The sequence below is a fragment of the Mycobacterium sp. Aquia_213 genome (assembly GCF_026625985.1).
Classification (GTDB): Bacteria; Actinomycetota; Actinomycetes; order Mycobacteriales; family Mycobacteriaceae; genus Mycobacterium.
The window spans coordinates 4,559,058-4,584,033 of sequence record NZ_CP113116.1; the positions used below are offsets into that span (position 1 = coordinate 4,559,058).

14 protein-coding genes and 1 tRNA gene are annotated in these 24,976 nt (G+C 64.6%); 3 read left to right on the forward strand and 12 right to left on the reverse strand.

The window, feature by feature from the left end; translation table 11 throughout:
- Window positions 1-19: 19 nt before the first annotated feature.
- The 8 genes from LMQ14_RS21140 to LMQ14_RS21175 form a co-directional block, all read right to left on the reverse strand.
- Window positions 20-157 (reverse strand): MFS transporter small subunit, encoded by a 138-nt coding sequence (locus LMQ14_RS21140; protein WP_267731500.1) that lies wholly within the window; start codon window positions 155-157, stop codon window positions 20-22.
- On the reverse strand, window positions 154-1,536 hold the full coding sequence (locus LMQ14_RS21145) for an OFA family MFS transporter (protein ID WP_267731501.1): 1,383 nt from the start codon (window positions 1,534-1,536) through the stop codon (window positions 154-156). Before LMQ14_RS21145 ends, LMQ14_RS21140 begins: the two co-directional genes overlap by 4 nt.
- 216 nt (window positions 1,537-1,752) lie before the next feature.
- Window positions 1,753-2,409, reverse strand: coding sequence for a class I SAM-dependent methyltransferase (locus tag LMQ14_RS21150; protein ID WP_267731502.1), 657 nt, complete (start codon window positions 2,407-2,409; stop codon window positions 1,753-1,755).
- A gap of 80 nt (window positions 2,410-2,489) precedes the next feature.
- Window positions 2,490-3,533 carry an alpha/beta fold hydrolase gene (locus LMQ14_RS21155; protein ID WP_267731503.1) on the reverse strand — a complete coding sequence of 348 codons (1,044 nt, stop codon included), beginning with the start codon at window positions 3,531-3,533 and terminating at the stop codon, window positions 2,490-2,492.
- 50 nt (window positions 3,534-3,583) lie between these two features.
- Entirely contained in the window at window positions 3,584-12,445 is an 8,862-nt protein-coding gene (locus tag LMQ14_RS21160; RefSeq protein WP_267731504.1) for an amino acid adenylation domain-containing protein, read from the reverse strand.
- 53 nt (window positions 12,446-12,498) lie between these two features.
- On the reverse strand, window positions 12,499-13,437 hold the full coding sequence (locus LMQ14_RS21165) for a methionyl-tRNA formyltransferase (RefSeq protein WP_267731505.1): 939 nt from the start codon (window positions 13,435-13,437) through the stop codon (window positions 12,499-12,501).
- A 130-nt stretch (window positions 13,438-13,567) separates the two neighbouring features.
- Window positions 13,568-15,055: a DHA2 family efflux MFS transporter permease subunit gene (locus LMQ14_RS21170; protein WP_267731506.1), complete on the reverse strand. Its 1,488-nt coding sequence runs from the start codon at window positions 15,053-15,055 to the stop codon at window positions 13,568-13,570.
- Between the two features lie 59 nt (window positions 15,056-15,114).
- Entirely contained in the window at window positions 15,115-15,366 is a 252-nt protein-coding gene (locus LMQ14_RS21175) for a hypothetical protein (protein ID WP_267731507.1), read from the reverse strand.
- Between the two features lie 120 nt (window positions 15,367-15,486).
- Between LMQ14_RS21175 and LMQ14_RS21180 the strand changes: the two genes are divergently transcribed.
- The gene (locus LMQ14_RS21180) at window positions 15,487-15,975 is read left to right on the forward strand and encodes a glutathione peroxidase (protein ID WP_267731508.1); all 489 of its coding nucleotides are present in this window, start codon (window positions 15,487-15,489) and stop codon (window positions 15,973-15,975) included.
- 316 nt (window positions 15,976-16,291) lie between these two features.
- Window positions 16,292-17,194: a GGDEF domain-containing protein gene (locus LMQ14_RS21185; RefSeq protein ID WP_324291071.1), complete on the forward strand. Its 903-nt coding sequence runs from the start codon at window positions 16,292-16,294 to the stop codon at window positions 17,192-17,194.
- Window position 17,195: 1 nt separating this feature from the next.
- Here the strand turns inward: LMQ14_RS21185 and LMQ14_RS21190 are convergent, their stop codons facing one another.
- Window positions 17,196-18,092 (reverse strand): helix-turn-helix domain-containing protein, encoded by an 897-nt coding sequence (locus LMQ14_RS21190; protein WP_267731510.1) that lies wholly within the window; start codon window positions 18,090-18,092, stop codon window positions 17,196-17,198.
- A 436-nt stretch (window positions 18,093-18,528) separates the two neighbouring features.
- Window positions 18,529-19,677, reverse strand: coding sequence for an oxygenase MpaB family protein (locus tag LMQ14_RS21195; protein WP_267731511.1), 1,149 nt, complete (start codon window positions 19,675-19,677; stop codon window positions 18,529-18,531).
- 353 nt (window positions 19,678-20,030) lie between these two features.
- Between LMQ14_RS21195 and LMQ14_RS21200 the strand changes: the two genes are divergently transcribed.
- On the forward strand, window positions 20,031-20,978 hold the full coding sequence (locus tag LMQ14_RS21200) for a DUF7065 domain-containing protein (protein WP_267731512.1): 948 nt from the start codon (window positions 20,031-20,033) through the stop codon (window positions 20,976-20,978).
- Window positions 20,979-21,140: 162 nt separating this feature from the next.
- Here LMQ14_RS21200 and LMQ14_RS21205 read toward each other — a convergent pair whose 3' ends face one another.
- Both LMQ14_RS21205 and LMQ14_RS21210 read right to left on the reverse strand, forming a co-directional pair.
- Entirely contained in the window at window positions 21,141-24,302 is a 3,162-nt protein-coding gene (locus LMQ14_RS21205; protein WP_420714551.1) for an ATP-binding protein, read from the reverse strand.
- Window positions 24,303-24,875: 573 nt separating this feature from the next.
- Window positions 24,876-24,949, reverse strand: a tRNA-Met gene (locus LMQ14_RS21210).
- Between the last annotated feature and the right edge of the window lie 27 nt (window positions 24,950-24,976).

Sequence of the window (24,976 nt, forward strand, 5' to 3'; positions counted from 1 at the left end):
CCAGGGCCGGCTATTCCCGCTAGTTGGTGAACAATGCGGGGATCTTGACGACCAGCTCGTAGACGCCATAGCCGAACGGCACTCCCACCCACAACCAGCTGACCACACCCAGCAGCTTGGGCGGTGCCGATGTCGCCTCGATCGATCGGTCGGTCATCGTCCGCCCTCCCCGGAAGTCGCGCTGGCCCGCTTTCGTGTATCCACCCCTGCCACAGCGAAGCTGGGCGGCCGTGGAATACGAATCAGCTCGTTGCAGACCACACCGATCAGCAACAGAATCACCATGATCGTGAACGACCATCGGTAACGCTCGGGGCCCACCACATGAGCGGCAATGCGATTGTCGGCAATCGCATTGACGATCACCGGTCCGAGCACGCCCGCGGTCGACCACGCGGTCAGCAGCCTGCCGTGGATCGCCCCGACCTCGAGATAGCCGAACAGGTCACGCAGGTAGGCCGGCACCGTCGCGAAACCCGCGCCGTAAAACGACAACAGCAGGATGCACACCACCAGGAACAGCGGCTTGCTCGCGTTTTGCGCGACGATCAGGACCACGTAGAGCACCGCCCCGAGACCCAGATAGAGCCGGTACATGTTCTTGCGGCCGGCGGCGTCCGAAGCCGTGGACCAGAGGATGCGTCCCAACGAATTCGCCAACGACAGCATCGCGACGAATCCCGCCGCGGCCGCGGTCAACGCCGCGGGTGAAGCCGCATGGGGAAAGTAATCCCGGTAGATGGGTGCCGCCCGCTCCAGGATGCCTATCCCCGCAGTGACGTTGAAGCACAACACAATCCATAGCAGCCAGAACTGGGGCGTCTTGATCGCCTCATTGGCGGTGCGATCCGGCCCCGCGGCATGCGGCATCTTCGACGCGGCCACTCTGACGATGGGCGGTTCCCACTCGTGCGGTGGCACACGCACCAGAAGGACTCCCACCGACATGAAGGCGGCATACACCACGCCCATGACCAAGAACGTCGCGGCCAGCCCGTGCCGATCGGTGCCGAACCACTTCATCAACTGCGACGACCAGGGCGAGGCGATCAGCGCACCACCGCCGAACCCCATGATGGCGAAGCCGGTTGCCATGCCCGGCCGGTCGGGAAACCATTTCATCAGGGTGGAAACCGGTGAGATGTAACCGATTCCGAGGCCGATCCCACCGATGACGCCGTAGCCGAGGATGATCAGCCACATCTGGCCGATCTCGGCGGCCACCGCCGAGACGAGCAAACCGCCGCAAAAGCATGCGGTCGCCACGAACATCGCCCAACGGGGGCCTCGCCTTTCGACCGTCGTGCCGAAAACGGCCGCCGACACGCCCAGCATCACAATGCCCAACGTGAACGGGATGGCACTCAACAGCCCTGATGCTCTTAGTGTTTCATGCAATGGGAGCTTGAAAACGCTCCAAGAGTAAACGCTGCCGATCGCTAGGTGTATCGAGAGCGCGGCCGGTGGAACGAGCCATCTACTCCATCCTGGGCTGGCAACGATTCGATCGCGCGACAGTACTCCAGCAGACTCCATTGTCCTCTTCTCACAGCGGGCTCCCCACGCATCAGAACGCTCGTTGGTTTCCTGTCTGTGACCAATTGTTAAGCAAGACAGAAACATCCGACAGCGTCTTGGCGATGCTTTGTGGAGCTACTGCCGACCGTTCTCGGCAAGTCAACCCGATGCTAGCCAGTCAGCTCAGCGGCGAAGTCAAGGAAAAGCTGTGAAAACGCTTGTAGTCAAAAGAGACTAACGCGTGGCCCGCCCCATCAAGAGGGGATGGACGATACGCGGCATTCCGCGCCACACGGCATCGTCGGCCGTGACAGCAAATCCGCAGGCGCGCATCAACTCCCCGGTCGGCCGGTTGCAGCAGCACCCGCCGGCGAAGGCGCGCCAGGGGCGGAACAGGTAGTCCTGCCACGCCGCAAGCAACCGTGAATTCGCCCGCACGTGTTCGACGAACAGCAACTGCCCACCGGGGCGCAACACGCGAGCGATTTCGCGCAACGCGCGTTCAGGATCCTCGACGGTGCACAGGACGAGTGTGGAGACGACGGTGTCCACGGACTCATCGGTAAGCGGTAAGCACTCCGCGGGCGCATTGACGATCCGCGCCGGACGGGCATGCCGCTGCAGGCGACGGGCGAGCTTTCGGCGCATGGCCGGTTCGGGCTCCATCAGCACGAGATCATCGATGCCGTCGGGATAGTGCGCGATGTTCAGCCCCGTCCCCGCACCGATCTCGACGACGCGGCCCCGCGCGCCGCTCACCAGCGCGCGCCGCCGGCGGCGCATGCCCGCCAGCTCGCCGAGCCACACGAACGGGTCGTACACCAACGCCATGATCCGCAGCCATGCCGCCGACGGCGGGCGCACTTCTAGTTCGATCGTGGTCTCAGTCATGGCGCAAAAGTAGCTACGGCCACGGGGTGCGCGCATCGCCCAACGCGGCCATCTTTCGCCGATGGCCCGTTTCGGCTAGGTCAGAGAAGTCCGAGGCGCGCAGCCTCGGCAACCGCGGCCGTGCGCGACGTGCGACCCAGCTTGCGGCGGATGTTGGCGACGTGGCGGTGCACCGTGTGCGGGCTCAGCACGAGATGCTCGGCAATCTCGCGATCGTTGAGACCGCGCGCGAGGCAGCCGAGAATCTCGCGTTCCCGGGCGGAGAGCAGGACCGGCTCCGGCTCGCTCGCGTGCTGCGGCGGCGGCAGCGACGGCCCCAGCGCCTCGCGGCAGGCGCGCGCGACGGAATCCACGTCACCGTGCCACGGGAAGTGGGCGGTGCCGGGCAGCGAGATCAGGGCAGCGCCCGGGATCGCGGCCGCGACCTCACGCCCGAGCCGGTGCGGCACGGCGCGGTCGTCGCGACGATGCACGACCAGCGTCGGCGAGCAGACCTTCGGAAGGTACGCCCGCACGTCGAGGCGATAGACGAGCCCCAACAGCGCCGCGGCCGCCTCGGGGGTCGCTGCTGCGCGCTGCAACCCCGCAAAGCGTTCGTGCTCGGCAGATTCGGCGGCACCCAGGAACATGTTGCTGAGCAGACGGGAGCCGAGCCCCCAATGCGCGCGGACCGCCGCGATGATCGCGTCGCCCACTTCCGGTGCGGTGATGGCCGAGCCATCGGCGTACGAGCCGTACAACACCAGCCGTTCGACACGCTCGGGATACGTTGCGGCAAAAGCGATTGCGGTGCAGCTCCCGCAAGATCCACCCAACAGCGATACGCGCTCGTACCCGAGCTCGTCGAGAAGCGCGCGCAGCATCGCCACTTCCCCGTCCAGGGTTAGGTCCGAATCTTGCACCGTGCGGTCCGACATGCCGACGCCGAGCCGGTCGTAGCGGATCAGGGTGTATCCGCCGGCAACACCTTCCCAGAATCGCCGGAAGCCGGCACTCTCCCAGTCAAGTTCGAGGTGGCTCACCCACCACGCCGGAGCGACAAGTGGTGGACCGTCCCCGCGTACGTCGAACGCCACGCGGCGGTCGCCAACGCGGAGAAACCGGATCTCGGACTTTGCCAGCATCACAACGAGCGTACGACGTTGCGGCCGGCGAAAGGACCGTTATCGAAAGGCTAGAGGAGTCCGAGCAATTGCAGGTCGGTGACGTATTTGACGATGATCGGCGCCGACACGTGGGGGATGTCATTGTCGGGCCCGATTTTGGCTTCCTGCACCGCGGCACGGAACCGGTCGGTCGACGCTGACCCGCCGCGCATCGGCGTTGCGGGCCGCACATATTGGGGGCCGGCCGAGTGCAGTAACTGCAGCACGCTGTTGTGTCGCTGCCGATCGGGCAGGCCACGCAGGCCGGCCTCGAACCGCCGCAACCATTCGTCGAAATCGTCGATGCGCTCGATGGGGTAGCCGGCTTCGATCAGCCAGTCCACGTATTCGTCGAGCCCGATGCCGTCGTCGTGCGGGTTCATCACGTGATAGGTCTCGAACCCGTCGACGGTTTGGGCGCCCAGCACGGCGATCGCCTCGGCCACGAATCCGACGGGCAGCCCGTCGTAGTGCGCCCGTTGCCGGTTGCCGCTGGCGTCGCGCTGGTAGAACGAACCGGGCGCGACGCCGGTGGCCACCAGGCTCAGCACCATCCGCGTGACCAAGTCCGAGACGTTGAGCTGGCCCAGGTAGCTGGTGTCGGCCAGGATCATGCCGCTGCGGAACACCAGCACCGGCAGCCCGAACTGTTCATGGGCCTCGCGCAGCAGTACCTCACCGGCCCACTTGCTGTTGGCGTAGCCGTTGACAGAACTGCCGTCGTTCATCCGTGTCGGGTTGATGACCCGGATATCGGCGTCCTCGGTGAAGGCCGACCGCTCAATCGGGTCGCCGACGTTGGCCGTCGACACATAGGTGTAGGGCTTGAATTTGGTGGTCAGCGCCAGTCGGATCAGCTCGGCGGTGCCACCGACATTGGGTCCGAACAGCTCGCTGTAGGGCAGCACACCGTTGACCAAAGCGGCCGAATCGACAATCAGGTCAACGGTTTCGGCCAGATCCTGCCACGTCTGCTCGTCGAGGCCCAGGTTGGCGTGGGCCTTGTCCCCGGCGATGACCCGCAGATGACCGGCGGCCAGTTCCTGAAAGTGCGCCAGCAGCCGCGGATCCCCGCTGTCGAAGATCTTCTCGAGGCGTCGCAGCGCATCCGCATCGGACTTGCCCCGCACCAGACAGATCAGCGTGCCGTCGACCAGTTCCAGCTGCTCGAGCCATTGCAGCACCAGATAACGCCCGAGGAAGCCCGTCGCGCCGGTCAACAGCACCGTGTGCACCTGCGTGCTCGGGCCCCGCAGCGCTCCGGCCGCTGAAAGCGCTGCAGCGTCAAGGAATTTGTCCAGGGTCAAATCCGCGGCGTGGATCTGGTCCGCATGGGCACCGTGCACGGCCACAAAGCGCGGATCGACAGTGTGGCGGTCCAGCTGTTGACTCAAGGCGCTGACCGATGGCGCGTCGAACAGGATGCGGACGGTGAGGTCAGAGTCGAGGGCCTTGTTGATCGCGGCGATCAAACGCATGGCCGAGATGCTGTCTCCGCCAAGGTCGAAGAACGAGTCGTCGACCCCGACCCGCTCGACGCCAAGGGTCTGGGCGTAGATGCCGGCCAGGGTTTCCTCGACCGCGTTGCTCGGGGCGCGGTAGTCGGTGTGGTGGTATTGCGGCTCGGGCAAGGCGCTGGTGTCGAGTTTTCCGTTGACCGTCAACGGCAGCGCGTCGAGGACTACGATGGCGGCCGGGACCATGTAGGCCGGCAATCGCTTGGCCAACCGAGCACGCACACCAGCGACATCGACTGCCCCGGTGACGTATCCGACCAATCGTTTGGCGCCGGGACGGTCTTCACGAGCGATCACGACCGCGGCCTCGATGCCATCCAAATCGCTTAGCGCTGACTGGATTTCGCCTAGCTCGATGCGGTACCCACGGATCTTGACCTGCTCGTCGGCGCGCCCCAAATACTGCAACTGCCCGTCAGCGCCCCAGCGCACCAGGTCCCCGGTGCGATACATACGTTGTCCTAGTGCGCCGCCGAACGGACAGGCCACAAATCGTGACGCCGTCAACCCGCCCCGACCAAGATATCCAGCACCCAAACCATATCCGGCCACATACAATTCACCGACCACGCCCGGGGCTACCCGGCGCAACCATCCGTCCAGCACGAACAACGCCGCCCCGGGCACCGGCGCACCAATCGGCGGTGTCCCCGACCCAGCAGTCAGCGGCGCACTGACGGTCACGCACAGTGTCGTCTCGGTCGGCCCGTAGGCGTTGGTCATTACCCGCCCCGGCGCCCACCGATCCACCAACTCCGCCGAGCAGGCCTCAGCGGCAACCACCAGGGCTGCCGACTCCAAACCTTCGGGCGACAGCGCCGACACCGCCGATGGCGTCTGATGCAACACGGTGACTTGCTCGTCAATCAGCAAGGCCTGGAAGTCTTCTGGGAAGGCGGCCACCGACTCGGGGATGATCAGGAGCCGCGAGCCGTGCAACAGCGCACCCCAAATCTCTTCCACCGAGGCGTCGAACGCATAGGAGTACCACTGCGACCACACCTGCCCCGGACCCGATGGCAGGCCGACATGCAACGGGCCTAACAACTGAGTCACATTGTGATGACTGGTGAGCACGCCCTTCGGGACACCCGTGGTTCCCGAGGTGTACACGATGTGGGCGATGTCGTCGGGAGTCGGTGCCGGTAACGCGGTGCACGGCTGGGCCTTCAGCGTGGGATCGTCGACGTCGACGACCGGAATACCGGACGCATGAAACCGATCGGCCAGCTCCGCGGTGGTCACCGCCGCGATCGGCGCCGCGTCGGCCAGCACGAATTCGATGCGCGCATCCGGCACCGCCGGGTCCATCGGCAGGTAGGCCGCCCCCGACTTCAGGACGGCTAAGATCGCCACGATCGCCTCGGCCGAGCGCGAAAACAGCACCGCCACACACTCACCCGGACCCGCACCCCGCCCAACCAGCAAGTGCGCCAACCGATTAGATGCCTCGTCAAGCTCCCGATAGGTCATCGTGTGACCGGCACAGCTGATCGCCACCGCGTCGGGCGTGCGAAGCACCTGTGCGGCAAACAATTCCGGAATCGACGCCCCGGTCACCGGCCGGCTCAACACCGCCCGGTTACCCAGCACATCCAGCCGGTCTCGCTCGGCCGTATCGAGCAGATCTACGGACGATAACCGTCGCGACGGATCGCCCACCATCGCCGCTAACAACCGCTGCAACCTATCGATCAGTGCGGCAACACTTTCGGCGTCGAAAAGATCGACGTCGTATTCGACGCGCAATGCCATTTCGACGCCCGGCGCGGCTTGCAAGGTCAGTGGGTAGTGAGTGGATTCATTGCTGGTGAATCGCGTGACGGTCAGCTCGCCGGGCCCCGCCGATGCGCTGGCGTCGATCGGGTAGTTCTCGTAGACGAACAAGGTGTCGAACAGCTGGTCGTGACCGGTGATGCGGTGGATATCGGCCAGCGCCACGTGCTGATGTTCCAGCGTGTGGTTGTGGGCGGTGTGCAGTTGGCCGAGCAGCTCGGCGGTGGTGGTCGACGCCGTGACGCGGGCCCGCACCGGCACTGTGTTGATCAGCAGTCCCACAATCGATTCCGCACCGGGCACATCGGTGGGGCGACCCGAGACCGTCGCGCCGAAGGCCACATCGTGCTGGCCGGTCAGCCACATCAGCAGCTGCGCCCAGCCGGCCTGCAAAACGGTGTTGACGGTGGTGTGGCGTGCGCGGGCGAGTTGGGCCAACGCCTGGGTGGTCTGCTTCGACAGACTAAAGGATGTGTGGCCGCGCCGCCCCTGCGCATGCTGCGAGCCGACCAGCGTGGGGGTGTCAAAGCCGGCGAGCGCCTCGCGCCAGGCCGCCTCGGCGGCAGCGGTGTCTCGATCGTCCAGCCAGCTGACGAACCTGCGGAACGGCACCGGTGCGGGCAGTCGCTGACCGCTGTAGCTTGCGAAGATCTCCTGCAGCACAATCGGTAGCGACCAGCCGTCGAGCACGATGTGGTGGTTGGTGAGCACGAACCGATATTGGTTCGGCGCTGTGCGGATTAACGCCGCCCGAAACACCGGCGGATTGGCCAGGTCGCAGACCGCGATGCGTTCGTCGGCGCACAACCGCTGCACCTGCTCCTCGACGTCGCCGCTGTTGAGCTCGAGGTATTGCCATACGGGCGCGGGGTCGGCGGGAATGATTTGCACCGGCGGGTCGAACTGCGGGCAGAAGCGTGCTGCCAGGTTGGGATGGCGGGCGACGACGGTGTGCACCGCCTCGCACAGCCGGACCTGGTCCACCCGCCCGGTCATGCTGATGTTCAGTTGTGGCGCATACGGATCGACACCGCTGCTCTGCGCGATGGTCGCGTGGAAGAACAGCCCCTGCTGCAGCGGGGTCAACGGGAGCATGTCGGCGATGCGATGCTGCTGCTCGAGCTCGCCGAGCTGCTGCTGGGTAAGCCGGGCGGGCAGGATGTCCGTCGGGGTCAGCCCGCCCCCGCCGCTGCGCACCAGCGCGCAGATACCGGTCAGGGCGTCAAACCACAACTGGCTCAACCGGTTTACCTGGTCGCGGTCCAGCACGGAAGGCGCCCAGGTCCAGTCGGCGTGCAGGTGCGGGCCGGCTTCGGTGTCGAGGGTTCCGGCGTTCAGTGTCAAGGTGTGGCTCAGCGGCATCGGCACCGCCGTCGCCGCGGTGGTGGCCGACAGCGCGGCGACGCTGGGCCGCCACAAATCCGCGGTCAACTCGGCGAGACCGCCGAGGCGTCCGAGGTAGTTGAACGCGATCGACGGGTCCGGCCCGCTCAGGTCTACCTCGTCGTTGAGATAACGCAGCAATCCGTAGGTCACGCCATCGGGCAAGGCGCGCAGTTGTTCTTTGGCGTCTTTGATCACCGCCGCGAGCGCGGCGTCGCCGGCGGTTACCTGGGTCCAGATCAGCCCACCGACGCTCAACGCCACCGGGTACTTGGCGGTGAACCAGCCCACTGTGCGTGACACGTCCACCTGGGCGTCCGCCAGCTCGTGGCGCCCATGGCCTTCCACATCGATGCCGATCGGCGCGCCGCCGGTGCCCAGAAATTCCGCGCACGCCAGGCCGAAGGCAATCACCAGAATGTCTTGCACGCCAGCGTGAAACGCCCCGGGCACCTCGCCGAGCAGCACGCGGGTGGTCTCGCCATCCAGCGACAGCGACAGCCTCCCGGCGTTGGCGTAGGTGTCCACCTCGGGCTGCACCGCCGGTAATGCCGCGGCGGTCGCGGCGACCGTCCGCCACACCTCGGCGCGCTCCGCGATGTCGGGGCGGCGCGCGTAGGCATCGAGCAACGATGACCAACGGGCAAACGATGTGCCGCCGGCCGGCAATACGACCGGCTGCCCGCTGCGGTGCAGCACCCAGGCAATATTGAGGTCTTCCAACAGAATTCGCCACGAGACCCCGTCGGTGGCGAGGTGGTGAATGATCAACGCCAGCTGGCTGGTCGAGGTAATCCACAGCGCGCTGACCATCACCCCGGCCGCCGGATTAAGCCGCGACCGCGCCTTGACCAACGTCGCGTCGGACAACGCCTCCGCGATGTGCAGGCAGTCTTGGGCGCGCACCGAGCCCGGCTCGGGCACCTGCAGTGACCAACCCCCGGCGCCGTCGTCGTCGACATAGAGGCGCAGCATGGCATGCCGGTCCAGCAGGGCCTGCAGCACGACGCCGAAGTCGGCAGCGGTAACGCCGGTGGGGGCTTGGATGATCATCGTCTGGTTGAACTGGTCGACCGGGCCGTCCACGCCGTGCAGCCAGCGCATGATCGGCGTCGAGACGACCGGTCCGACGCCCTCGTCGGCCACGTCGTCCTCGCCGGTGGCGATCGTGGCCACGCGGGCCAGACCGGCCACGGTTTGTTCGACGAATATGTCGCGCGGGCGGCACAGCACTCCGGCGGCCCGCGCGCGGGCCACGATCCGCATCGACAGGATGCTGTCGCCGCCGAGGTCGAAGAACGAGTCGTCGATTCCGACGCGTTCCAGGCCGAGGACCTCGGCGTAGATGGCGGTCAGGATTTCCTCGACGGCGTTGGACGGTGCCCGGTACTCGGCGTCGCGGTACTCCGGTGCCGGCAGCGCCCGGGTGTCGAGTTTGCCGTTGACCGTCAACGGTAGGGCGGCCACCACCACGACCGCGGCCGGCACCATGTAGGCCGGCAATCGCGTTGCCAATCGGGCACGCGCGCCGTCGACTTCGACCGATCCGCGAACCACCTCGGTGACATAGCCCACCAGCCGTTTGTCGCCGGGCCGGTCCTCGCGAACCACCACGACCGCGGCCTCAACCCCGTCCAAACCGCTTAGCGCTGCCTGGATTTCACCCAACTCGATGCGATACCCACGGACCTTGACCTGCTCGTCGGCCCGCCCGACATAGCGCAACTGCCCGTCGGGACCCCAGCACACCAGATCCCCGGTGCGATACATCCGCTGCCCAGATGCGAACGGGCAGGCCACAAACCGCGACGCCGTCAACCCCGCCCGGCGCAGATAGCCCAGCCCGACGCCAAGGCCGGCCACGTACAGCTCACCGACGACCCCGGGTGCCACCGGCCGCAACCGCGCGTCGAGCACGAACAACGCCGCACCCGGGATCGGCACCCCGATGGGTACCACGCCGTCCCCCGCGCGCAGGGGAACACTGACCGTTACGCACAGCGTGGTCTCGGTCGGCCCATAGGCGTTGGTCATGAGCCGCCCCGGCGCCCACCGATCCACCAACTCCACCGCGCACGGCTCGGCGGCCACGACCAGCGCGGCGGACTCCAGGCCTTCGGGCGTCAGCGCCGACACCGCCGACGGCGTCTGGTGCAACACGGTGACCCGCTCGTCAATCAGCAAGGCCTGGAAGTCATCCGGGACCGCCGCCACCGACTCGGGCACGATCAGCAGTCGAGACCCGTGCAACAACGCACCCCAGATCTCTTCCACCGAGGCGTCGAACGCATACGAATACCACTGCGACCACACCTGCCCCGGACCCGACGGCAGGCCGACGTGCAACGGGCCCAGCAGCTGGGTCACGTTGTGATGCGTGGTCGCAACGCCTTTGGGTACACCCGTGGTGCCCGAGGTGTACACGATGTGGGCGATGTCGTCGGCGGCCGGCGCCGGCAATGCCGCGCCGGATCGCGTGCGGATGCCGGGATCGTCGACCTCGATCACCACCAGCCGATGGCCATCGAAACGCCCGGCCAACTCGGCGGTGCTGATCGCCGCGATCGGCGCGGCGTCGGTGAGCATGAACTCGATGCGCGAATCGGGCACCGCGGAGTCGATCGGCAGGTAGGCCGCCCCCGACTTCAGAACGGCCAAAATCGCCACGATCGCCTCCGCCGATCGCGGAAGCAGCACGGCCACGCAGTGACCCGGCTCCGCGTCAAGCTCAATCAACAAGTGCGCCAGCCGATTAGAAGCCTCGTCGAGTTCGCCATACGTCATCGTGCGACCCGCACAGCTGATCGCGACCGCTTCGGGGGTACGAACCACCTGTGCGGCAAACAATTCCGGAATCGACGCCCCGGTCACCGGCCGGTCGAGCACCGCCCGATTGCCGAGCAGGTCCAACCGTGCCCGCGCGTGGTCATCAAGCAGCGGAACCTCGCCGACGATCACGGACGGATCAGCCACCAGGAGACGGTCGAAGAGCGATTCCAGACGGGTGATGTGCCCGGCGATCTCGTCGTCGGCATACCGGTCTGGATTCCACGCGAAGTGGACCCGCGGCGCGCCGTCACCCCACTGCGGATAGATGTTGACCGCGATGTCTTGGATGGGGAAGTTGCTCAATATGTTGCAGATGGCTTTGGAAGGGCCAAAATAGAGCGGGGCCGCGAAGTCGAGCACGTTGATCGTCGGGCCGAACTCGAGGTTCGTGTCCAGACGATTTCCGATGATGTCCGGGAAGCGCCGAAACTGTTGATGCCGCAGCGCCCCAACGACGGCCTTGCCGACCCGATCGGTGAGCGCGCCGATCGTGTCGCCGTCAGAGACATCGACGACCAGGGGCACCATGTTCGACACCATGCCCGCGCAGTTTTTGAGTGCCGCGGTCGTCCGTGCCGAGACCGGCAACGACAGCGAGACATTCTGTTGCCCGGTCGTTTTCGCGATGAACACCGCCATGGCCGCGACAACCCGTGCGACGTCGAACTGGCCCTGCCCGTCCTGGTGCTGCGGGCAGTCCAGTTCACGCACCAGCGGGTGGCGCGGCGCCACCGACCGTTGCCGTCCCGACAGATCGATGACTTCCGGGGACCCGCGCAGGACGCTCTGCCAGTACTCGGCATCGGCGTGACTGCGTGAAGACTGCTGATATTTCTCATCCGCGGCACGGATCAGGGCGAACTCCGAGAAATCAACCTCGCCGGTATGCGCCGCCGCACCCGAGTAGACCTCCGCGACGTGCCGCACAAAACTGTAGGCGCCGAAGCCGTCGAACAGGACGTGGTGCACGCGCAGGTAGAAGTAGGACAGCGCTTCGGTGATCCGCAGCAACACGAAGTTGGTGAGCCGGTCCCGAACCACATCGACGGGCCGACGGTAGTCGTCGTCCATCCAGCTACGGGCGGCGGCCACCGCGTCGGACTCGGCACGCAGATCGACACATTGCAGGGTCTGCGGCACCGAATGGTCGAGCACGAAGACCGGTTCGCTAGCGTCTAGGGTAAGCCGCGCACATGGTGTGCCGAACCGGGTGGCCGCCGATTCGCAGGCGGCCATTAGCTTTTCGGCATCGACATCGTGGTTGATCTCGACATAACCCGCGAAATTGTAAGGGACTTCGGGTCGGAGTTCTTGGGCAACCCATATCGAACGCTGCGCCGGGGTCAACGAACCCAGCGTGTCCTGTTGCTGACCGTAATTGAGCATTTACGAGGAACCGAAATAGTTAGCCGCGCAAGAGTTTTTGGTTGACCTCCGCACTATGGGTTGCTATCCAGGTAGCCCCCACGCCGAAAGTATTTTTCCCCAGAGCATTCGACTCCGTCCGACGAGCGGACACGCGTGATCAGCAGGCCGCGGTTGCGGCCCCGGCGCACGTCAGGCCCGCATGCCACCACGCCGCCTTCCTCCTGCACCATCACCCGGCCCGCCGTGCCGCCGTAACGGGCCTCGGAAACACGCGCCTCCAGAACTTCGATCCGCTCCCCGCGGTAGAAGGTGAACGCTCGCGGGTAGGGGTCGGACAGTGCACGCACAAACCGCTCGAGATCCTCGGCAGGCCAACTCCAGTCGATCAAGCTGTCGCGTTCCGAACGCTTGTGGAAGTACGTCCGTTCGGCCTTGTTCTGCGGCCGAAAGACCGCGGTGCCGGAATCCAGAGCGGTCAACGCCTCGTCCAGCGCGCCGGGTATCAGATCCATGCCCCGCATGACCAACTCGGTGCCGGTATCGGCCGGGCCGATCGGCAGCGAACGCTGCACCAGGATTTCGCCGGTGTCCAGACCGTCGTCCATCCGGTGCACAGTCAAACCGAATTCCGACTCGCCACTGATCAACGCCCACAACACCGGCGAAAAGCCGGTGAGTTTCGGCAGCAGCGAATCGTGGAAGTTCAAGGTGCCGTGCGGCGGAAGGTCATACAGCTCCGCCGGCATCCGGTGGTACCAGCTGTTGACGACGATGACTTCGGGCTCGAAGTGACTGACCAAATCGATGGTCTCGGCGTCAACCCGCTCGGCGAAATGCACTGGAATGCCGTGCTCGCGGGCGAGTTGGTCGACCGGCGCGGACCAGATCGCCTTATAGGATTCGTCGCTGGCCGGATGGGTCACCGCGAGTACGACCTCGTGCTCGAGATCGATCAACGCCTTAAGGGTTTTGTAGCCCCACGTCTGGAATCCGAAAAACACAATGCGCATGACGCCAAAACCCACTCACTGTTCGCCCCGGCCATGACGGCACTCCGCGGAGCACCATCCACAAGCAGGGAAGCTTACCTTAGGCTTCCCTAAGTTAGCGACCCGGCAGCTGCGGCATGAACGCGAAGGATCAGTCCTCGGGGGCCGGCGTCTGCCCCAGTGGCTTCTTCGGCAGAAAGGCGGCGGGGATGATCGTGCACGCCGCCAGCGCGACGGCCACGACAAACACCATCGTGTAGGCGTGGGCCAGCTGTACGGCGCCCATGTCGTTATGGCGATTGAGCTGGTTGGTCAGCAGGACGGCCATCAATGCGGCGCCAATCGCGCCACCCAGCTGATCGTTGATACCCAGCAGCGTCGTGGCCCGCGCGATCTGATGCGGCGCTAATGACTGCACGCACCCCGCGGACAGTGGCGTCGCGGCGCAGCCAATTCCCAGCCCCATAATCAGCAGGCCGACCAACAATATTGGTGAATAGTCGGCTTGCCGGGCGACTCCGATGGTGAAGACGCCCAGGCCCGCCGCCATCAGCGGGAAACCGATCAGCACCATCTTGCCCGGCCCGAATTTGTCCATGACAGCCCCGGCCACCGGCGTGGTCGCGACGACGCCGACGCCCATCGCGATCAGGTGCAGCCCCGACTGCATCGGAGTCTGGTGCAGGGCGACCTGGAAATAGCTTGGAACAAGCAGCAGGACGCCGACGTAGGTGGCGGCGAAGAGGAGCAGCGTCACGTTGGCCAAGGTGACCACCCGGTTGCCGAACAGCCGCAGGTCGACCAGTGGGTGATCGGTGCGACGCCAAGCATGAATGATGAAGGCAACGATCAATGTCAAGCCAACTGATACCGGCATCAGCACGTGCGGGTCGGCGAGGCTCTGATGCTCGGGAATGGATGACACCCCGGCCAGCAATGCCGCAAAACCGGGTGACAGCAGCAGTAGGCCGATCACATCGAGGGCCTCCGAGGGCGCCGGACGATCCTTCGGAAACATGACTGCCGCGAGCGCCAGCGTGCTCAGCCCGATGGGCAGGTTGATCAGGAATATCCACTTCCAGCCATAGGTGCCGATCAGCCATCCGCCCAGGATCGGCCCGCCAATGGGGCCGAGCAGGAAGGGAACTGCTCCCACCGCGACCAGGCGGCCGAGCCGCTTGGGGCCCGCCTGGCGGGTCACGATCACGAAACTCAATGGGGACAAGATGCCGCCGCCGACGCCCTGAAGTACCCGAAACACGATGAGCAGCAGTATGTTTGGCGCGATCGCGCACAGCAGCGACGCCAGCGTGAATATCGCGACCGCGCCCATGAAAAGTCGCTTGGTGCCGAACCGGTCGACCGCCCACCCCGTTACCGGGACGACGGCCGCGAACGCGAGCAGGTAGCCGGCGATCGTCCACGAGACGACGGCCGGAGTGGACCCGAATTCGGCGGCAAAGGTGCGCTGGGCCACCGCGACCGCGGTCGCGTCCAAAAACCCCATCAGCGCCGCCAGACCGCACACCGCACCGACCCGGAGCAGCCTGGCATCTAGCTTGTCGGGGTGGTCGGCCTCACCCACGCCTGATTGCCCGATGGTTGCCGAAGACGCGTCGTTCATAGCGTTGCCGAGCATATAGACGGCAACTGAATGCGTTTTGCCGACGTTGCGTCGGCGGCCATCCCCGCCGGAGTCTAGCCCTCGGGCTTGTCAGAATCCTCGGACTCGTCAGAATCCTCCGATTCATCGGAGGCTTCCGACGCGTCGGATTCATCGGACTCGTCGAGCTTGTCGGCGAACTTCGTCAAGAGCCCGGCTAGGTCGCGGGCCTCCTCGGATGCCAAAAAGTCTTCGAATACTTGTTTGTCGCCGTCTGAGATGCGCTCAACGTGCACTGCGTTGTTCTCAATTTCGACGTCCCAGCGACCGCCCTCGTGACTAGCCATGCGATGCCGCCTTCCGGACTAGTGGCCTGCTCTCAAAATTGGCGCCCCGCGCGCTACTGAACCGTTTACCCACTTTGGGCGGCCTGGCCGCGAGAATCACGTTGCATTAGCGTCATCGGCGTGACCCTCAAAGACATCGCCCTGATCACCCTCGACGGCCAGCCGACCACGCTGGCCGAATTGTCCGACGGCGCAACCCTGGTGGTGAACGTCGCCTCTAAATGCGGACTGACCCCGCAGTACACCGCACTGGAGAAACTGGCCAAAGACTTTGGCGACCGCGGCCTGACGGTCGTTGGCGTCCCATGCAACCAGTTCATGGGCCAGGAGCCGGGCACGGCCGACGAGATCCAGCAGTTCTGCTCGACGACGTACGGCGTGACGTTCCCGCTGCTGGCGAAGACCGACGTCAACGGCGATGACCGCCACCCGCTGTACGCCGAGTTGACCAAGGCCGCCGATGCCGAAGGCGGGGCGGGAGACATTCAGTGGAACTTCGAGAAGTTCCTGCTCTCTCCCGGCGGTGAAGTGGTCAACCGATTCCGGCCGCGCACCGAGCCCGACGCCCCCGAGGTCATCACCGCCATCGAGGCCGTGCTGCCCCGATAGACCGCTCTGCTCCATCACGCGGGATCGCCGATTTGACAAGGTGATGTAACGTCGCGCAAAAAGGTACCGACGGCCTGGGCGAGCAAGCTCGGGGTCAGGGGCGCCCTCGGTCCGCAAGGAGCGGAGGGCTGCAATGGCTGTATGGGCGCGCCGGTTATGGCAGCAGTCCGATCAGTTCGACTGGTTCAGCGCCTACCTAAACGATCGCAACCTCGAAACACAGTGGCGGGCAGCGACGTTCGGCTGCGCGGTACTGCTCGCGGCGCTGCCGATTCTGATGCTCGGGAGCCCGGCCGGGCCTAACCATATCGGCACCGTGTGGCTGTCGATCGTCGCGGCGGCATCCGGCGCCATCAGCGCAAGCCTCTGGCTGAGACGGTGGCCCACCCGCAGACAATCACTACTTCTCTGCCTGATGGCCAGCGCCTCGATCGCTGCGATCTGCCTGGCACAGTCCAACCCGTACGTCGGGCTGGAGGGGTGCCACATCTTCGCCATAATCGGCGGATACATCGCCTACTTCCACACCGCCAGACTCTTGGCCGGCAATCTCGCTGTGGCCGTAGCCTGCTCAGCGATCCTGGCCGAACGACTCACCGCCGTCAGCGGAGACCTGTCGCTGGTGGCAGCGTCCCTCATCACCGTTGGAGCGCTCAATATCGGCGTGCCCTTCGGAATCCATTCGCTGGTGCATACCTTGAGAACTGATCTGCGCAGCTCCGACCGCGATTCGCTGACCGGCCTGCTCAACCGGCGCTCCTTCTACCATTCGGCCTACGAACTGCTGATGCGCCATCACGGCGTCGCGGACAGGTACCTGATCGTTGCAATGGTCGACTTGGACAACTTCAAGCAACTTAACGATGCCCGGGGCCATGCCGCGGGCGATCAGGCGTTAGTCGACGTCAGCGCCACGCTTCGGAATCATTGCAGTGCCACCGCGGTGATCGGCCGAGCCGGGGGGGAAGAGTTCGTCGTCGCCGACATCGATAGTGTGACCAACCCCGCCGCCATGGCCGAGCGACTTCGCCAGGCCATTGCCGATCTTCCAATTCAGATCACCGCCAGCATCGGTACCGCCAGCGCGCCGGTAGACACCGTCGTGGGTCAGCGCCTCATCGATGGTCTCGTTGGCGCTGCAGATGCTGCCATGTATGACGCCAAGCGCGCCGGAGGAAACGGGGTGCGGCACCGCGACGATGTGCCGTCTCCAGGCTGAGTCAGCGGATAGGACTCTCAGGTCGAAATCCTTCTCGGTACTCGGTCGGGGACATCCCGTAAGCGGCTTTGAAAATTCGGGAAAAATGGGCCGAATTGTGCAGCCCATGGCGCGCCGCGATCGCGCTGACGCTCTCCCCCAGCAGCCTGGCGTCCTCGAAGTCTCGTCGGCAGCGTTCTAAACGCCTCGATCGGATCCAGCCGGCGACAGTCAATCCTTCTGCCTCAAAGAGCTTTTGCAGATACCGAGGCGAAATGTGCAACGCGGCCGCGACCTGTGACGTGTCAAGGTCCGGCTCCGCAAGGTGCGTTGCGATGAAAGTTCTTGCGCCAGCTAATAACCCGGCACGTGCCGGAATTCGGCCAAACTGCGTGCTGTCGATCGCGACGGCGCTGATCAGATCGAGTATCGCATCTTCCATCATCGGCGTCATGGACAGTGCGCCGGTCAGCAACCTCGGTTGAAGCGCAATCAGAAACTGCGAGACCAACGCCCCGACGCCCCGGTCTCCCGGAATGCGTTGTGCAGACGCCTTTGTCAGTTCGTTTGAGGAGATCTTCAACGAGGTGCGGGGAAACATCAGCACCAGCGTGTCGAACGCGCTCGCGTAATGCATCGCATACGGAGCGCTGGTGTCGTACACAGCGAAGTCCCCTGGATTCAGAACGGCCTCGCGGCCATTCTGGACAATGAGACCTCTCCCGCGCAGCTGCACACTGACCTTCACGCCGCCCATATCGCCGCGGCGGATGTTTGCGGGGGTGCGCCGGAAATCAAGCGCACTGCTGGACAGCGCACCAATGTTGATCGCCCCGACTGTGGCAATTGCCAATTCGCCGGTGACGTTGTAGTCGTTTGCCGTGGACACTATGTCGACGGGCACGAACGTCGCAGCCACATCCTCGCGCCAACGTCCGCAACCCCCGCCGCTGAGGCCGGAGGCGGCCCGCCGCGCCCGCGCGGGCAAGTTCCTGCTCGGCGGTCCAGCAATCGACGACGCACATGTCGCCGGGTGTTGTGGCCGCTCGGTCAGATCCGTCCCGCTATCCCTTCTACCGAAGTCCGCACCAGGATAGGCCGCGCTGTCGATTCGCGCACAGACGCCGACGGCGAACACATCGGCACCCTCCTCGGCGAATCGCGCGACGAGGCAACACCCCCTAGCGCCAGCGCCAGCGAATCTGGACGAGCACCGAGCAGTGGTTGCGTCAGCGCTCGCACTGCGATCACCACTTGCAAATGTTGACGCGTCATCTCTGTGGAGGGTTCTCCTCGGCTAACCCTTCGCGACGAACCGGGCGCTCCAATGTCTCGGACCAGTTATTGCCGCTGAGTCACTTCGAAAGCTCCCAGCGATCCGCAAGATGATCAGGTATGGCGAACGGCGCCCGCTCGCCACCCCGCTCGAGTTCGAACATCCCGCGCAGCAGATCGCGTGCGAATGGGCGGGCGATGTCCGACACAAAGTCATAACGCCCGGAATCGCGCTGTCCCGGGCGGCCAAAAACGCGGACATAAAACCAGTTGGTGACGCGCTGCAGCCGCCTTATGTCGCCTCCACGATTCGATTTCGGCACGAGCACCAGGTCCGCGGTCTTATCACCGATCAGGTGGCGGATCAATGGGGGGATCGTGTCGTCGAACAGATGACCGGGCGTCAGTTGGTCGAGCAGTACGAGGAGCGCACGGGTCATGTCCTGCCCTTCGGGTGATGCCTTGAACTGCCTGCTCCGGACGAGGTCAACGAGCGCGTTGGCCTCTTTGACGTCGGATACCAATAGCTCATCGCACACGCCGATCTGGTGCGCGACGACTTTCCACAAATGCAGGTATGCGTCCTTGTCATCCGCGGACACATCCACGCCCAGGTGATTCATCGGTTCGCCAACGACATACCAGAAAACCAGGAACGTCGCCGCCAAGTCCTCCTGGTTGATCGGTGTGCCCCAGTCGCGATGCCACAGCTTGGGCTGCTGTTTGCGGCGCTCCTGGATCAGCAGGCGCACCGCCGCGTGCATCAGCCGAACCTTCTGGATGGTGCGCCGGCCTTTGCCGTCCTCGTCGAGGCTGCCAACGCTGAGCACGTCGATCAGGAACTGGCCGGTCTCCAGCACCCGTCGGCGTGCGTTGGTATCGAGCTGCGCGGTCAGGTACAGCACCTTCACAGCTTTGGCTGCCGCGTACGACGACGGGAGCGAAGCGCAGAACAGGCACAGCGTGATCAGGGGACCAAATTTTTCGAACACCTCCTGCCCGTGCCGGATCTTGCTCATGTCGGCCCACTCAGGCAGGTTCACAGTCTCTTTCAGGTAATCCTGGACCTCGTCGGGCAGATCCGCGGGGACCGGCTGATCGACGCGCACCAGCGTCTGCAGCACCGCGTTGACGGCGCTGACACCACTCCGGTTAAACACCGCCTCGACCGCACGGTCGGCAACGGGGTCGCCTTTCAGGCGCATTTCATCGAGCTTTGCGTTCGTCAACCCAGAGTCTCTTTTCGCGCGCGCCATACGCACAGCATGGCAGATTTAGCGTTCTTCGCAGATTTTATTTTCGGGGTGAGAGAATGCCGCGGAACAGCGACGAGCCCAAGACGACAGGGCTTGAGTCCTGCTTCCTGACAATCCACCAAATGACGTTGGGATGGCCGGCTAGGTAACTGGTGCAGAAGTATTCGACAACGATGCGGTGCCCAAATTTCAGAGGACATCGAAATCCTCGAGGTGAATGTTGACGCCGGTGCCGACTAGAAGCGTCGCGAATACCTATATGTCACGTTAGTCTTGGAGACTCTTGTTGCCACCACATTTGTCTCCGAGTTGTGAGGACTGACGAGATGGTCAACGCGAATGACGAATTCATGCACGAGCCTGGACCGCACCGTGTCTGGCAAGAAAGCTTCTTTTTCAGTTGGTTCGATCCCCGCTCGGACGCAACGGGATTGGCCCGTATCGGATATCGCCCCAGCAATCACACCGCTGACGCGCTGCTTTACACCATGCGAAACGGCCGGGTTGAGGGTGGCTACGCCAGACTCAACGCCCGCTACACCGGTACCCCCGATCCTGGCCGCCTCGGCATCGGGGATCTGGAGTTTCACATGAGCGAACCGATGTCGAAGTGGCGGGTACTGCTGAGGGGCCGCGACGAGGTGGATCTGACCTTTACTGCGCTGCACGCGCCGTACGATTTTCGCGCCGAAGCGCCTCCGGGCCAATACATTCCGCCCGGAATTGCCGACGTGCACATGGAGCAGTCCGGGCGGGTCACAGGCACGATAAGGATGAACGGAGTGACCTACGAGATTGATGGCCTCGGTCAGCGAGACAAGTCCTGGGGGGACCGCGATTGGCGCACCATCGAAGGCTGGAATTGGATTCCGATGCTGTTCGGCCCCGACTTCACCATGAATTGCACCCTGCTGATCAACGATGGCCGGGCATACCCCTGCGGCTACATCCACCACGATGGCGCGAACCACGCGGTGACGGAGTTGGCCGTGGACTACGGAATGGCCGGCCTTCATGTGCCGAGTACATCGCGGATCACGGTCACCGACGTCAGCGGCTTGCGGCTTGAAATTCAAGGCAGCGCCACCGCCCAATCATGCTTATACCGAAAGGGTTTGGTGATCCAAGAGTCAGCGTCGCGCTTTGAAACGACCGTCGACGGTCAGCGCCGCATTGGGGTTGGCCTGACCGAGCACGCGTGGCACGGCGGGCCACTCGGCCTGCTACGGGTGCTGCCGCGTATGGGCCCAGCGGCGCGGATGGTCATGCGATGATCAGCGAGCTGGCATCCGCCACCCACACGGGGTTACTGAGTTAGCAGCCAAGGCCGACGGTGCAACCCTTGTCCGCTTGTACTGCAGGCATGGGTTGTGTCGGGAGCCGTTCGCCCGACTCCGCTGCACGCGAGGCGCTGCCCGGCCATCGATGTGCCGCTGTCATTGCATTTCATCCGCCCAAGCTATGTGTCCGTCAAACTCAAGCGATCTCGCCGTCTCGCTGTGTCGATCCCTGAAGTCCGCATAAGCCGCAGCATCGCCGTGAGCCCGCGCCAGTAGAGCTTGCAGTCGCAGCAGCCAGATGTCGCGCATCACGAGACCGTCATGGGCTGGCGCGGCTGCGAACTGCTCGACCACGGCCTCGGCTTCGGCCACGTCAGGCTCGGCCCCGCGGTCCAGCAGTGTCTCGACCAGAACAGCCGTCGCTGGATCCCTCCAAACCCCGCCCGCCAGCGGCTGTCCCTCGCGCATGAGCGATATGGCGTCATCGCGATCTCCGCCTCTAGCCCTCTCGCGTGCCAAGTACATCTTGACGATTGGCAATTCGCCCAGGTTGTGTTCCTGGCGCACGAACGCGTCGCCGACTTCCGCGAGCAGCTTCTGCCCGCGGTCGCGCTCCGCAGCCGTTTTGCGGTGCACCAACGCGATGCCCAGGGCCATCTGGGTGTAGGCCAGTGCGACATCATCACCGGATCGTTCGACAATCCGTAGGGCATCTTCGGTCTCGCGCACCGCCCGATCGTCGGCCGTCAGGACTCCAAGCGGTATCCCCGCGTTGTAGATGTAGGCAACGGCCAGGGCGTGTGACATCGGGTCGGCGCCGCGGGCCAAGGCGAGGCCGTGCTGCAGGTCATCTCGCCATCCTGGGCGGCCCAGACAATAGCGGGCAATAGCCCGCGTCGTAAAGGCACTCGCTAGCGGAGACCCGATAATGAAGTTGCCTGTAGACGGGTCGCCGTGGGCCAGGTCGATGACTCGTTGTGACCAGCGCAGCACGTCACCCAACTCACCACTTGAACCTTTGGCGAAAATAGCCGCGGTGGACAGCCCCACCGTCAAGGTCGGATCGCCGATCGACTCGGCGAGGGCCCAGGCTTCCGATGCCAGCTGCGAGGCCTCCCGCACTCGGGCCTGATGCGCGTGATCCATCACCAGCCCCGCCATTGCAATGGCCAGTGACGCCTTGTCGTCGGCAGCGCTACATAACTCCCGCAATTCATCGAACCGGTCGCCTGCCGCATGTGCATGGACTCGCCAGGCGATCCCGCACAACATAGTGCGCGGGGCAATGCGCATGGCCGTGCGGTGCGGGTCCTCGGTGGAAAGCACATCGGAGATTTTTCGGGCGCGCTCCCAGCTCAGGCGGGCGGCGGCGATGTCGCGATTGGTCGCCCACGTTGCAGCACGCATGTGCCAGCCGAATGCGGCCTGCCCATCACCGGCGGCCTCCAGATGTTCGGCGATCAGCGCCGCGAACTGCTCGGCCGATTCTGGCTCGCGGGCTTCGATCATGGCGGCCAGCTGCCGATGCATCTGGGCGCGATCGGATTTGAGTTGTGATTCGTAGGCTACGGTGCGGATCAGCGGATGCCGAAACGCATACTCGGCGCGTGGGGCGAACCGTACTTGGTCGATCAGCTCGGCACTAATCAGCTCGTCGACGCAGGGATCGATGCCCAGGCTTGCCAGCAGGTCGTAGCTGACCCGCGACCCGATGACCGCTGCCGCGCCCAGGGTGTGTTTGGCCGCCGGGCTGAGCCGGTCAATGCGCGCAGCGATCGCCGCCTGCAGCGTTGCCGGCACACCGACCGCTGCCACATCGGTGCGGCAAGCGTAGCCGCCACGCTGCCCCACTAGCACGCCACGTTCCGCGAGCTCACGTGCTATCTCCTCGGCGAAAAAGGGGTTACCGGCAGAGCGCGCGGCGATGATCTCGGCGACTTCACCGACGGACGGATCGGGGCCCAGCAATTCAGCAACCAGCATCGAGGTTTCCGACTTGCTCAGGGGCACCAGAGCAATCGTCTGTGCGCCTGGGACATGATGCAGGGCTCCGTGGTATTCGGGGCGATAGGTGATTAGCAGCAACGAGTGAGTCTGGGGGAACACCGCGACAAAGTCGGCCAGCAGGGATTCGCTGGCCTCGTCGATCCAGTGCGCATCCTCCACGATGAAAATTGCCGGTTGGGTCCGGGCCAGCTGGGCCGTGTTGATCAGCGCGGTCAAGCGCCGCCGCCGCGCGTCCGGATCGATCTTGGGCAGTTCCACATCGGGATCGGCGATGCCCAGCAGATCATCAAGCAACAGCAGGTCCTGCGGATCAGCGTCGGGAACGGGAAATTGCGCCCGCACGCGCGCCCGCGCGGTCTGATCGTCCAGACCGCTGAGCTGCCCTACGGCGCGCAGCAGGCGCGCCACCACCCGGAACGGGACGTCGCTGGCGTGTGATTCGCAGAAGGTGAAAAACACCTCCACACCACGGTCTTTCGCCAGCTGCACGGCTTCGCGGGCAAGTCGGGTTTTCCCGATACCAGCAGGACCCGTCACGCCGACCACCGACCCGCGTCCAGCCATCGAGCGGTCCAGCATCGCCGCCAGTGTGCCCAATTCCCACTCACGGCCGACCAGCGTCGAATACGACGGACCCGTCTGCTGGCGCTGCGCGGCCACGCCCAGCAGCCGCCGCGTCGGCACCACGTCATCGCCTTTGATGTGCACCATCTCCGGCTCTCCCAGCACCGCCGCGCCCTCGACCAGCCGCGCAGTGGTTTCGCTGAGCACCACCCCACTCGGCGGAGCTACGGACTCCATCCGCTGAGCCATCCCCACCTGCGCACCAACGGCGGTGTAGCCCAACGCAGCCGAACCGATCTGACCGGCAATCACCTCGCCGGAATTCAGCCCTATCCGCAGCTGCAGATCAACACCGTCGCGGCCATCGATCTCAACCGCCAGCCGCTTGGTCTCCTCCTGAATAGCAAGCGCAGCCAAACACGCCCGCAGCGCGTGATCTTCCAAAGCCGCCGGCGCACCAAACACAGCCATCATGCCGTCACCGGTGAACTTGTCGACCCTACCGCCGTAGCGGCCCACCACCGTGGACGAACGGTTGAGTAGCTCGGTCACGATCTCGCGCCAGCGCTCTGCGCCGACCGCTGCCGCGATATTCATCGAGTGCACCACGTCGGCGAACAGCACCGTCACCTGCTTGTACTCGGCAAGGATGCTCGACATCGCAACCGGCCCACCGCACTCGTCGCAGAACTTAGCGTTCGACCGCAATTCTGCGTGGCAGATCATGCACGCGAACTTAACGGGCATGCAGCACCACCGATCCCGGAGTACCAGCCAACAATACGTCGAAAGCGTAACGTCAACGCGACCGGCGCGCGCGAAATGCAGAGGTGGCATTCGCAAGGCGAAATGGCCTTCCCCGTTCCGTTTGCCTTCCGCATGGTAGGTCGTACTGGTCCAAACACGACAAATGCTGACGACAACAACTCGCCGTCCAACACTGGCCACCGACCCATTTCGGCGTACCGTGCCTGGTCACGTGTTCGGCCTGGCCATTAGCGGCTGTGAAATCAGCGCCGGCTGCATGTTCGCACGTCGGACCGAGCATCACATGCCCTGACGCATCATCGTTCATTGTCGTCGTCCCAAGAGAGTCGTGATCGCGAAATTATTCGCCGTGCGGGACCGCGTCCGCATGCGTAGCGAGCTACTCGAACTTTGGTGAATGCGTTCTCGTGCAAGACGAAAGCCAGATACGAATGTCTCCGTGACAGAAGAGGCGTCACGATTCGTCTCCCCACCCCGGAGGCGGCAGGGGTGACGGTCCGGCCGCGGGGACGAAAATGGCCCCCGGAGGATCCCGGGGGCCATCTCGCGTTGTAGCGGGGACAGGATTCGAACCTGCGACCTCTGGGTTATGAGCCCAGCGAGCTACCGAGCTGCTCCACCCCGCGTCGGTAAATGCAAGGTTACCGGCCCGG